Here is a 12922-nt window from a genome sequence, read left to right as displayed (position 1 = left end):
TTCAAGAAACTTTACCTTATTTTTAATTACTTTCAGATTGTTTCATTTCACAGTTTTATTGAAATTTCAATTCTAAAACTCTTAAATTTTATGTCAGATATACTTTCAGGTAAAAAATTAGGGCATGAATATGTGACTGCTGACGAAGACAGCATTGCCGCTCAGATGGTCAACGAATTTGAAGCCCAGGTCACCAGGATGTATAAGGACAAAAAAATGCTGCGACAAGTCCATACCAAAATGCATGGCTGTGTCAAAGCTACATTTACCGTAGAGAAAGACCTGCCTGAAGAATTGAAAGTCGGGGTATTTAAGCATGAAAAAGAATACCAGGCATGGGTTAGGTTTTCAAACGGCAACACCCAAACTCAGAAAGACAAGAAAAAAGATATCCGAGGTGCCGCCATCAAACTGATGGGAGTGCCAGGGGAAAAGATTCTAAACGATGCCCATTTTCAGGAAACTCAGGATTTTCTGCTGATGAGCAGCGAAACTTTTTTTGCAAAAACCATCAAAGAACTTAACACCCTTCTAGCTGCCATCACGTCTGCGAGTAAACTCAAATCGTTGCTTTACTTTCTAAATCCTTTTCACTTACCGACCCTTATGCGGATCAAGAAAAGTATGGTAGCCTGCGACAATCCACTCAGTATCCCTTATTGGAGTACACAGCCTTACCAGTTCGGGACAGTGGATAGAGCTGTAAAATACCATCTCAGACCTTCTCCAAGCAATATTACTATAGTAGAAAACACAAAGGATTATGATTACCTGCGTTACAATCTAGCACAAACTCTATACGGCAATGAAGCCAAATTTGACTTTTTTGTCCAATTCCAAACCGATGCAGATGCAATGCCGATAGAGGACCCAACCGTTGCCTGGACATCCCAATACATCAAGGTAGCTTCCCTTACTATCCACCCGCAAACTTTTGATTCCAATGCACGGATGGAGTTTGGAGATAACCTGTCTTTCAATCCATGGCATTCATTGCCCGAGCACCGGCCTTTGGGAAGTTTCAACAGGGTAAGAAAAAGGGTGTATGAGGTCATGTCCAAATTCCGTCACGACAAAAACAAATTGCCTGTTCTTGAACCTAAACATGCTCATGATTTTTATTCAGACCTTAATAAGTTAAACGATAAAGTAACCATTGACCAGAAAGTTCCAAGCAAAAAAATACTTCAGACATCCGCAGAAGTGACCGTCAACTGCAATAAAGAAAAAGCCTATAAGTATGTATCAAGTGTCAAGGAACTTCCCAATTGGCTCTTGAAAACAGGACCTATCTATGGTGTCATCAATGTGACCACACTAAGAGGAAATTGGGAATACGTAGGAGACAACAGGAGAATCGAAAGAGGGGATTCTGCCAAGCTGGTGGAGGAATTAATCACTGTGTGCAAATATTCCCACTATGCGTACCAGACCACAGACTTCAGTGATATTTTCAAACGGTTGACCAATAAAACCTACGGGCAGATGTGGTTTGACACTGTAGATGACCAGACAAGACTGAGGTGGGTCTATACTTTCACTTACAAAAACATTTTTGCCAAATTATTCCTCATGTTATTCATTCCACTATTTCTGAAAAAGTACCTCCAAAACGGCTTGAACAACGCAAAAGCTTATTTGGAAGATTGATTTAATGAAAGATTCTAGTGAAAATCCAAGTCGTCACTCTGAGTGTAGCTAAGAGTCTCTTTTACTCTGAGACCTTTCATCCATTTACCTCGGATTCAAGATGACCCAACACCTACTGTCATTAGCCTAACTAAAACATTTTCATAATTATTAATTCCAATAGTCTCACATCTTCTGTCTCCTGCCTTTCTTTTAAATCGTAGCCAAATACCTAAGTGTGCTAATAGATGGAAAAAAGAAATATCCACCGCCTTTGACAGTAATGAATCTTGGCAGGTCGGAGATGGTCCGGTTGACAGGACAATCTTGGATTGTAAAGTTCTGTTTTTCTCCTGGTTCGGGATTTTCTTTAACTCCAATTATCGGATCAGGATCATTATAGAGTTCTTTGACTTTGGGGAGCTTGCCCCAAGTATATTGGAGAAACTCAAACTGCCGACTGATGTCTGCATTAAAGCAGGCAAACAGCAATCCCACTTCTCCTTTCGGGTTTTTATTGGTAGGAGAGCCTTCAAAAACCTGTCCATAAAGCCTTGCCCTTCTAATAATCCTATGCTGTTTGCTTAGCTTGAGCGATTCCTTTACACCATGGTCATCCACGCTGTCTCGGGGGTTGGAACGCCGAAGATGGGAACCGAAGGGACATTTCAATCCGTCAGGATCAAATTTGGAATAGCCAAAATCATTGATATCACTGATGACTCCGGGGTCTTTATCAGGAAAAAGCGTTATTGGCGCCCCACTTTGCCATCTTCCTACAATTTTTGCACCCAACTTTAGACTTTCTTCCACATTGATAGTGCCATCAGGATGCTTTGTCTTTTCATTCATAAAGGTCCAAAAACCATTCACATCCTGTTCAAGCTGTCGCATAACTAGAAAAGATCCGTTTCTTCCAATATCCTTCAATCCACTTCCTCCTGCATCGGATGCAAGGAAGTTGAGGTTTCCCTGATCTTTGACGACTAGCGGGGTGTCGGGATACACACCAAATTCATTTTGATAGCCAAAGAGAAACTCACCTGCCTTTACCACATCATCTTTGGAACCTACCCTTCCCGAACCTTCTATGATCGGTTGCGAAATCCCATCCCTAAACCCAAAATGCTCCTTGTTTTCCGGCTGTGTAACCCCATCTATAAAAAACAGTTCCTTCAAACCATTTTCTTCAAATTGTGATTCTAACTCCTTGTAATAATCAAGGCAGACAATTTTATCTTTTTCAATGTCATCAACACTTCCTTTGTCATTACCAAAAATCATCAAACAAAGGTGAATGGTTTTATCTTCTTGGTCGGTTATTTCTGGGTTTTGGGTTTTTATATTTTCATTTCCCCAATTCCACATGATAGGATCACTGTTACCTGAATCACCCAAAAGCCTTGTCCTGTGGGGGGTGATCATTCCCTGACGGAATTCCCTTGAAAAGGCATTAAGGTTTTCCTCATACATCCCAAGAGCTCCAAGACCATTGTGTGTAAAAGCTATGTTCAAATGGGTGCTTGAAATCTTGGATTTGTCATGGACATGGACTGCAGTAGTCATGGATGCCCAAGATTTGGCAAGCCATTTTTTGGCAGCCTTGCGGTTTGTAATTTTGATGTACACAAATCGCGAATACATCATATGTGCATAACCGCGGATGATATAGCCTTGAATATCTTCTAGTTCTAATTTTGTCATAAGGATATCAAATGAGTTTGAGGAATTTGGCAGCCTTTCGTTCTGAAAGGGATTTCATGAGCTGTACCCTGATTTTAGTATTGTTATTGACATTTTTGATCGAAAGATCCGGATAGGCAGAATACCAGACATTGGTAATCAGTTCTGAATTCCTGCTCCAAGCCAGGAAATGTTCCTCATCATAAGCCCCTCCAGTCAATAAAAAATTGGTTTTCGGAAATACCTTGGTGTTGGAAAAAATCCCGGTCAGACCCCACCCGCTATTGTCGATAAAGTCCCCAAGATATTGCTGCCAGCTTCCGTCAAAATTGCTGAAAAACAAAACCCTTGAGTTGTCTTCAAACATCACCCATTTGGCAAAATGGATGGTAGGGATCCCCATCAGTTTTCCTTGGACAAAGACAAATTTGATCAACTCTTTTGACAGGGCAAACATAGCCTTGATGGTAATCAGCCTTACTTTTCCTTCCTTCATGTCCACGAGTTGGGTAAACTGATTTTGGTTTTTCCAGTCCTCATATTTTTCAAGTTCGTCCAAATAGGCACTGTCCAGTCCACTCCTCTTTTTGGTGAAGTTCACATCTTTCCTTTCATAGAAAAAATGGACAATAAGCAGCCAAACGATAATCAAAGGAAGTAATACAATCAGAACCAAACCGAGAAAAACAAGTCCAAGCCAATTGATCCCGGGCATTTTGGTTTTTTTTCGGAGAAATAAAAACTCCTCTTTTTTGAGCACTTCCTCTTTGATTTTTTTGTGGATGGTATGCGCTGAAACATCCTTCCAATCCCTGGAATCAAGGTAATTCCTGATAAAATTCCTTAGGTTATTTTCGTCCTTAATCTGTTGCACTGTCCTTCCGGGGGCTCCGATATAAACGGCTGCGTCTTTTACCACATTATTTTTAAGGAATGAAAACCTACTTTCCGGAGTCCTTTTTTCTCCCTCAGGAAATCCTTCACAAAATCCATAAACCTTGTCCAAGATATCCGAGGTATCTGAGCAAAAGCTCTTTAAAAAAACATCCACATCTCCATCAAAATCCACCACAAAAACTAGTTTGGGAATCCGTGGAGTGAGATCATCGATCCATGATTTGCCATAGTCGATGACTACCCATCGTGCATAATGGATAACATTCAGTTTTTCAAATTCGGGTGGATTTCCAAGATCAAGATCGGTTTTTATCCCGTCAAGCAATTTCAATAAGAGTTCTATCTTATCTTTTTTAACAGGGACAATGGTGGTGATGGAGTTTTGCCTCATAAAGTATGTTTTAATTTATGATTGTATTTTTTCTCAAAAAATCCCTCGTATGGTCTGCACCTGAGCGGATCAGCCTATCCATATCATGAAGGGAAAGATTGAAATCTGTGGAAGGAATCCCCAATCCGTCAATCCTGACAGACCGGTTTCCTTCGGCCGTTTCAAACCCGATATCGATGTTTTGGACATTCAGTAGTGTTTCAAACAACTGCTTTAGAAAATTCAAGGGGTGGGAAAAACGTAGGTCAACTTCTTTGTCGCTTGATTTGTCATGCAGGTACAGCCCGATAGCTTCCTCACATATGAAATCCGGGGAAGGAGCAAATCGTTCATTGTCAAAAAATCCCAAAGGATAATTGAAAGCAATGCCGCCGTCAACGAAAATATGGTCATTAGGATTGGAATCCCTAAACTTCCATGCCCTGAAAAACATAGGAATGGACATCGAAGCACGGATTGCTTCTGCGACAACCACCTCAGGGGTTTTAAGGAAAGAAAATTCCTGAATCGTATGGAGGTTGAGGTCGCAGGCAAAAACATAAAGTTCTTTGCAGCCTGCCTCCTTCATCTGACGGAAGGTAACATTGGGAGGAAGGTTTTTTGGAGATCCAACAAGATAAGAATGGATAAAATCCAAAATATATTTTCCTGAGTAAAGCCCATAAAATTTGAAAATCCGAAGCGGGTTCCAACCTATTTTAAATTTCTTAAGGTCAAAATGGTGCTTGAGCAAATTTTCAACCTGATCAACTGAATAGCCTGCACAAATCATCCCTGCCAACAAAGACCCAACCGATGTCCCTGCTACCCTCTCGATTCCCGAAAGCAGGCCGGCACGATCCATTTCCCTTAGGGCTCCTACATAAGCGATTCCTTTGACTCCACCACCTTTGAGGGCAAGATTTTTGATTTTCATAGGCTAAAACATCTTAAAATCTTTATCTTTTACTTATAAAAATGTACTTTGAATATAGAATAAAAATTTGAATAATCAGGTTTTCGGGTGAGATCTGATAAATTGTTTGGGGATTTTTCAAAAAATTCTTTTTAAAATTCCAAAAAGAAAAAATAATTCAAGTTGCTGAAAATGAAAAACAATAGAATTATCCCTCTGTTTAAGCGGTGAAGATTTCAATATTGTAAGCCTCCGATTGGAACTCCAAAAACCTGTCCTCTTGACACCCTCGGTCTCCGATCAAGAAAATTGCCATATATCCTGTTCTCCTGCAACTTATCTAAGATAATAAATTCAAGAGATTTTGAAGATAATATGCTGTTCATTTATTACCTTAAACTTATGGATAAAATCAGGTTATGGTTGATAGCTAGGTACAGGCTCATTGTTTCAAGCATCGCTTTTATACCGGGAATCATCAGTATATTATTTTTGGTTTTTGCAATCTTACTCTTAATAGTTGAATTTTCGGAAGCAGGTCGTCAGCTAAAAACCGATCTTCCTTGGTTGACATTAAAAGATCCTTCTACGGCGAGAAGCATATTGGGTACCATAGCCGGAGGGGTGATTTCGCTTACGGTTTTCAGTTTTTCTATGGTGATGATCGTACTCAATCAAGCGGCCTCACAAATGAGCAACCGGGTATTGGACAAGCTCATCGGCAACCGATTTCAGCAAACTGTTCTCGGGGTCTATATAGGTACGATAGTCTATTCCTTCTTCCTTTTCAGTACTATCAGGGACACAGGAGGGTCATTCCAGATTCCATCAATAAGCATTATTACTCTTACTGCAATCACCGTTTTTGACATTTTCCTGTTCATTTATTTCTTACATTTTATTACCCAATCGGTCAAATATGATGTAGTGATTTCGCGCATTGAATCTGCAACTTTTGACGGGCTAAAGGAATTCTGCATAGAAATGGTTGAGGAAGATAAAAAAATTGGATTTTCAGCTTTATCGGTAATCAAAACTTCCAAATCAGGAATATTTGAAGGTTTTGACACCAAAGAAATCATGGATTTTTGTAAAGAAAATGCGTGCAGTCTATCGGCTATCTATCCTATGGGTACTTTTGTCCTCCGGGGGCAGCCAATCCTCCTCTGTAGCCGCGTTTTGGCAGAATCCAAAACGGAAGATGCACAGGAAGGGGTCATTCTGAGCCAACAGGAATCCGTAAGCCGCAATTACGAATATGGATTGAGACAGCTTTCAGAAATCGCAATCAAAGCCCTCAGTCCAGGAATCAATGACCCGGGAACTGCCATCATCAGTCTTAGGGCTTTGTTTAATTTGCTGGGTTACCGTGCCAAACATTTCCCTCCTTCTGCCTTGAGTCGGAATGATATTCCCCATATGGTTTATCGCAAGGAACTGAGCTTTGATGAGCTCTTTGCAAGGGTGATCTTCCCGATTTGGGATTATGGCAAAGAAGACCGGATGCTCCAACAGGAATTCCAACTCCTTCTTGGGCAATTGTCAACCATTCTTTCAAGTGCTCCATTGTATAAACTTTTGAAATCGGTAGAGGAGGAAATAGATCAGGGAGATTTATCCTAATGCAGGGGATAAATTTACCAACTTAAAATCAACATCTTTTCACCAAAAAAACAATTCTAATCAGGTATACTTAATACTCAGGTATTGATGGTGCTTCTTTATTTTTTGATAAAAAACCCTTCCAAAACCACTGTTTAACCAAGGTTTTGAAAGGGGATCTATGTAAGCACGAATGATTAGGAAGGGCTCTAAAACCCTAAAAGAGGAATTGATAGATAATGTTTGTTTACTTAATTTTTCATGTCTTTCCACTCGGTTTTAGTCAGAGATTCTTAGGTCGTGCCTCCCTCAGAATAACGGATCAGTCTCTCTTCTCGTCTCTCGCTTCTCAAAGTTTACTTCACATCCTTCATCAATTCCTCCACGGCTTTTTCCAACTGTTGGTCTTTGCCTTTGTCGATTTGTCCCGGCATGTTTTTGACTTGGAACTGCGGCTTGGTTTCGTTGTTTTCCATCCAATTGCCTGATTTGTCTTTGGCAGAAATCGGAACCATTCCCCATCTGCCGCCATCCGGCAACATTTCCCAACCTGCAAATGAGCAGGTTCCCGGAGTAGGCATGCCGACGGTTTTGCCGATTTTCAGGTCAGTATAGCCACAGGCAAAACAATGTCCATCGGAATAGTTGCTTTCGTTGAACATCGCCAAAGTCGGCTTGGTCCAACGAAATGTCGGTTCATAACCTACTTCCCTGTCTTCAGTGGCATAGGTGATGAATTTTTCTCCGGTAAAGAACATGGCCAAATCCGCCACCAAATCTCCTCCACCATTGAATCTTGTATCCACGATGACTCCTTTTCGGTCATGGTATTTGCCCATCATTTCTTCGTAGGTGGTTCTGTATGGCCCATCTGACATTCCGGGAATATGGACATAGCCCAAAGTCCCGTTGCTCAACCTGTCCACTTCTTCCTGGTTTTTCTTTACCCATCGCTTGTATAGCAATTGGTTCTCCTCACCCAAACTGATCGGCTTCACAGTGACCTGTCGACGGGTATTTGTCTTTGGGTCCAATACTTCGATCAAAGTGAATTTGCCGGATTTTCTGTTGAGGTATTGGGCAATGTCTTTGTCCAAGGCAATACTTTCTCCGTCAATTTTCTCGATGACCATGCCGCTTTGGATGTTCATGCCAGATTTGTCCAAAGGTCCGCCCTTGAGCACTTCAACGATTTTGATTCCGGGATTTTTGAAAGAATAGTCCATAAAAATCCCCAAAGATGCTGTGGCATCAGCCTGTGGTATGCTTCGGCTAAACCGCGCTCCGGCATGCGAGACATTCAGTTCGCCGATCAACTCAGAAACCATCTCGGCAAACTCATAGCTGTTTCCGATATATGGAAGGTATTTTTCATATTGGGCGGTCAAGGCATCCCAATCCACTCCATGAAAATCAGGTGTGTAGAAAGCTCCTTTTGTGCGGATTTTAATATGCTCAAACATCTCTGCACGCTCCGCATCGGTATCCAAAGTCATTTCCCCGGCGATTTTGATCTGCTCTCTTTTGGTGCCTTTGTCGGTAATTTTGGAGATGCTACCATCCGCAAGGAGGTACAGGTTTTTCATCTCTTTGTCCCACTCTAACCTACCAAATCCCGCATCGAGTTTCAATTCCATCTTGGTATCCTTGGTGCGAAGATCGGTACTCCAAAGGTTCATCCCTTTTTCAAACCGGGCAAGGTAAAAAAGTTTCTCGCCATCTTTGTCAATGACTGCATCGCCCAAAGAAGACGAATGGATTGTCAATTTGGCTTTCCTTTCCCTCAGATCTTCCCAATCAATTTTGATGTCTTCCACTTTGGGAGTTTCCTTTTTTTCGTCCTTCTTTTCCTCTTTCCCTGCTTTCTCAATTTCTTTTAACAGGTCAAATTCTTCTTTGTTCAAACGGAATCTGTCGTAAGCTTCCTTAGTCAGGAAAAGGGTATAGACGTCGTTTTGAGCAGCACCACTCGTTGAAAAGCTCTTCAAACCGTCCCTGTTACTGAACCAGATCAACTGCTTTCCGCCATTGACCCACTTGGGTCTGCTGTCTCCATATCCACTTTGTGTAAGGTTTTCCATGGCTTTTTTGCCTGAAGCATCCAATAGCACCACTTCTCCATTGGCCATGGTAGGATTGAATTCTGCTAAAAGCCACTTGCTGTCAGGACTCCAGGTAAAATATTGGTCACCGTCTCCCATATGGTAAAGTTGCTCCGGAGTCATCAAGGTCACGGAGGTTTTCGTAGCCATGTCCATGACTTTCAACGTTCTTCTTCCTTCTACAAAAGCCAATTTTTTGCCGTCAGGTGAAAGGACAGGCTGGTAATTGTCAACTTCTGAACTCACCAAAACTTCCTCTTTCAATAAGGTACTTGCGAAAAAGAACATCTCCTCCATCTCTCTTATCTTTTTGGTTTGGTAAATCTGCCATCTTCCATCCCTTTCACTTGCATAGAGGATTGATTTGCCATCCGGTGCAAACTGTACAAAACGCTCCTGTTGTGGTGTATTAGTAATTCTTTTGGTCAGAGAACCATCTACAGAAGTCACAAAAACCTCTCCTCGAGCGATAAAGGCGATTTCTTTTCCGTCAGGTGAAATAGACATTTCCCTTACGCCGCCATTGATACTGATGTAGCTGTCAGCATTCGAAATACGTTGGGTGGTAATGGAAACAGCCACTTTTTTAGGTTGCTCTCCTTCTTTCAAAGTGTAGAGTTCTCCGTCATAAGAAAAACTCATCAGACCAGTTTTGGAAATACTCAGGAACCTGACAGGAAAATCCTTTAGGCTGGTCAAAACAGTTTTTTGGTTGGGATTGTCCAAACTCATTTTTTGGACATTGAAGCTTCCCTTCTCTTCTGTGAGGTAATAGACTGCTTTTTCTCCCGGTGCGAAAACAGGATTTCTGTCTTCACCCCCAAATTCCGAGATCATTTTATGGGTATTACTCGCAGCGTCATACACCCAAATATCCCTGGTGATGGCAGATTGGTGTCTTTTGCGCCATTCATTTTCACCGCCTTTTTTGTCATGGTAGATCATCTTTTTACCATCAGCACTTACCTGCACATATTCTGAAGGAATTGTCCAAACCTGGTCTACCCTGCCTCCTTTGACAGGAACCTCGTACAATTCCGGTTGCGATCCCGTGGGATATTGGCGGTGCTCGGCAAGATCCTGCCTTACGCCACCAAACATGACAGTCTGGTCATCCGCCGAAAATGAATAGGGCATCTCATCATTGGAATGGTAGGTCAGACGCTTCGCATCTCCTCCTGTAGAACTCATAACATAGACATCAAAATTACCATACCGATCCGACGCAAAAGCGATCTTGCTGCCGTCTTTGCTCCACACAGGCATAAAATCATGCGCTTCATGGAAAGTCAACTGGATTGCTTTACCTCCCGAGGAAGGAATGATGTATAAGTCGCCTTTGTAAGTAAAAACAATCTGTGAACCGTCCGGAGAAATGGAAGGATAACGCAGCCATTTTGGAGATTCTTGGGCTATTATTTGAAATGAAAGGGAGAGCAAGAAAATGCTCATCCAAGTGAATTTTCCTTGCATGATTTGGACAAATTATTAAACTAGCGCTAAAAATAGAAAAAAGGCTACTACCTAAAAGCAAAAATTACTTTGGATGCAGATTATTTGATTAAAGACCATTCCTGGTAATTTAAAAATGATAGGGTTGGATTTCAGTAATACTTGCCTATCCACATCATCTTGGAAGGATCTCTCATGTTGGTGATAGTTACTTTGGAAGGAAATGAAGCCCTGATGTTAGGGTCGGTTTCATGCACTTCAAGAATGGTATATTCAACCCAATTAAAGCCCTTTTTCAATTCGATATCAAAACTGTATTCAGTTTCAACTTCCTCATCATCGGCAGCATAAACACTGCTTTTACAAGTTACATTTAAACTTATATCCTCATCTACATACATCACTTCATAAAAAGACCCTTTAACAGCATTAATATATCCGGGGTCTTCAAGCCAGGATTTAATCCCTTCATCAGAAACTAAAAAAACTGTACCTGACCAATCTCCCTTTTCTGTCAACCTGACATAATCCTGTCTTGCTGCCAGTTTTTCAGCATTTCCACCAAAATCCTCAGGACTATTACAATTAAAATGAAAATTAAAATAGAGAGGCCCTATTGACATTGACCTGTTTTCTTCAGGAATTTGATCCAAGCTGATATTTTCAAGATTTGCTGTAAACTGACCTTTTTTATCAACAGACCCTATTGAAATCGGATAATCCATCCCAAAAAGCATCAAAACCATATCCATTTCGGATTTTTCATGATTTGCGATATTTCCTTTAATTTCCTGCCCATTGGCAAAGAAATATAGGAAAGTAAAGAATAAAGTGAGGGATGGTCTCATATCTGTAAAGGCTTTAGTTTACTCCAATAAAAATTTTTATAATCAAAAAGATAAATCGATTTCTTTAAATATATGAAAACTATGTGCCAAAATAAAATAATCTTACAGCATTCTGAATGTGAAATGAATTTCATGGTATCAGGTATGTGATATTTATACTACCATGAAAATTGAATAACCCAACAATTAGTTATTTTCATTAATCTAATAGACGAAATGATTTTTTTTGTAAAGACCATTGTAATACTCGGTTTTGTTAGAAAAAAATTCAAATCTAATCATACCAGAAAAGACTTACTTTTAAGGTGATAAATATTAACTGAACTAGAATAAATTCAATTCCTTTTAATTCAGATTTTAGTAATGAACCGGGAATCCAAAAGACTTGGATTGGGAAATTTGACTGAGTTCTGGGGAATGAGGGATGATAAACCCATAACTTACTTCCATTCACATCGAATGGACATTTTGGGCTTTGAAATAAAAGCCTAATGAAAAAAACAAAGCGATTAAGAGATTAAATTTCATGATTAAATATCCAAATTTGGGAAAAAACATCCCAGATTCTGAAATGAATAAAGAAGTAAACGCTATTGCCTATACACCTTCCCCGCCTTACTATGCAGTTATTTTCACCAGCCTCCGTACAGAAGTGGATGATGGTTATGGTGAAATGGCGGATCAAATGGTCGAACTTGCAAAAAAGCAATCAGGCTATCTCGGGCACGAATCCGCGAGAGTTGGACTTGGCATCACGGTCAGCTATTGGGAAAGCCTCGATGCCATCCGCAACTGGAAAATGGTCAGTGAACACCTCTTTGCACAGCGAATGGGTAGGGAAAAATGGTATTCCTCCTACAAAACAAGGATTTGTTTGGTCGAAAGGGATTATGGGTTTGAATTGGAAAATTGAAAAATTGGAAGATTCGAAGATTGGAAGGATTTAAGGATTTAAGGATTTAAGGACACAATTCTGATTTCAAAATAAATCAAGTTTTCTTATCCTCATTTCACCAATTCCCGCTCACCATTCAGTTCATAGGGTTGGATGAGGACTTCCAAAGGCAGTCCGAGTAATTCTTTGAGATTTCTGATCATATCTACAGTCATTGCCCTCTTGCGATTGAGTACAAGACTAACAGTAGTTTTACTGCCTATTGCAGGAATTAGGTCTTTTTCTTTTAAACCCTTCATTTCAATAGCTTCTCTGATTGCTATAATTGGGTCTGGTAAATTGATTGGGTAGTGTTCTTTTTCAAACTTTTCAATCAGTGTAACCAACAATTCCGCTTCCATTCCCTCAGGGCTATCTTGATGAGCTTCAAAAACCTTGGCCAACCTATTCAAGGCAGCCTCATATTCCTTTTCGGTAGTGATGATTTTATCCCATTTCATGAATTCAAAATAAATAATCAATACAATT

At 40.5% G+C, this 12922-nt stretch carries 9 protein-coding genes; 3 read left to right on the top strand and 6 right to left on the bottom strand.

Features of this window, described 5'->3' with window-relative positions:
* Positions 1-90: 90 nt before the first annotated feature.
* Complete coding sequence (locus NU887_RS02660; RefSeq protein WP_258421808.1) at positions 91-1650, top strand: SRPBCC family protein; 1560 nt, start codon at positions 91-93, stop codon at positions 1648-1650.
* A 192-nt stretch (positions 1651-1842) separates the two neighbouring features.
* Here the strand turns inward: NU887_RS02660 and NU887_RS02655 are convergent, their stop codons facing one another.
* From NU887_RS02655 to NU887_RS02645, 3 genes are read right to left on the bottom strand one after another with little or no spacing between them, the layout of a single operon-like run.
* Positions 1843-3333 carry a Dyp-type peroxidase gene (locus NU887_RS02655; protein ID WP_258421807.1) on the bottom strand — a complete coding sequence of 497 codons (1491 nt, stop codon included), beginning with the start codon at positions 3331-3333 and terminating at the stop codon, positions 1843-1845.
* 7 nt (positions 3334-3340) lie between these two features.
* Complete coding sequence (locus NU887_RS02650; RefSeq protein WP_258421806.1) at positions 3341-4600, bottom strand: hypothetical protein; 1260 nt, start codon at positions 4598-4600, stop codon at positions 3341-3343.
* Positions 4601-4610: 10 nt separating this feature from the next.
* Positions 4611-5516: a patatin-like phospholipase family protein gene (locus NU887_RS02645; protein WP_258421805.1), complete on the bottom strand. Its 906-nt coding sequence runs from the start codon at positions 5514-5516 to the stop codon at positions 4611-4613.
* A 381-nt stretch (positions 5517-5897) separates the two neighbouring features.
* On the opposite strand from NU887_RS02645, the gene NU887_RS02640 reads away from it, so the two are divergent.
* Positions 5898-7118 (top strand): DUF2254 domain-containing protein, encoded by a 1221-nt coding sequence (locus tag NU887_RS02640; protein ID WP_258421804.1) that lies wholly within the window; start codon positions 5898-5900, stop codon positions 7116-7118.
* Positions 7119-7453: 335 nt separating this feature from the next.
* Here NU887_RS02640 and NU887_RS02635 read toward each other — a convergent pair whose 3' ends face one another.
* A complete protein-coding gene (locus tag NU887_RS02635) occupies positions 7454-10672 on the bottom strand; it encodes a S41 family peptidase (protein WP_258421803.1) in 3219 nt (1072 codons plus the stop codon).
* Between the two features lie 131 nt (positions 10673-10803).
* Positions 10804-11499, bottom strand: coding sequence for a hypothetical protein (locus tag NU887_RS02630; RefSeq protein ID WP_258421802.1), 696 nt, complete (start codon positions 11497-11499; stop codon positions 10804-10806).
* A gap of 571 nt (positions 11500-12070) precedes the next feature.
* Between NU887_RS02630 and NU887_RS02625 the strand changes: the two genes are divergently transcribed.
* Complete coding sequence (locus NU887_RS02625; RefSeq protein ID WP_258421801.1) at positions 12071-12412, top strand: antibiotic biosynthesis monooxygenase family protein; 342 nt, start codon at positions 12071-12073, stop codon at positions 12410-12412.
* Positions 12413-12504: 92 nt separating this feature from the next.
* On the opposite strand, the gene NU887_RS02620 is transcribed toward NU887_RS02625, so the two are convergent.
* A complete protein-coding gene (locus NU887_RS02620; protein WP_258421800.1) occupies positions 12505-12894 on the bottom strand; it encodes a helix-turn-helix domain-containing protein in 390 nt (129 codons plus the stop codon).
* Between the last annotated feature and the right edge of the window lie 28 nt (positions 12895-12922).

It is taken from the genome of Aquiflexum gelatinilyticum (assembly GCF_024741135.1).
In the GTDB taxonomy this organism is placed as follows: Bacteria; Bacteroidota; Bacteroidia; order Cytophagales; family Cyclobacteriaceae; genus Cognataquiflexum; species Cognataquiflexum gelatinilyticum.
This window is presented reverse-complemented; position numbering and strand designations above follow the sequence as displayed.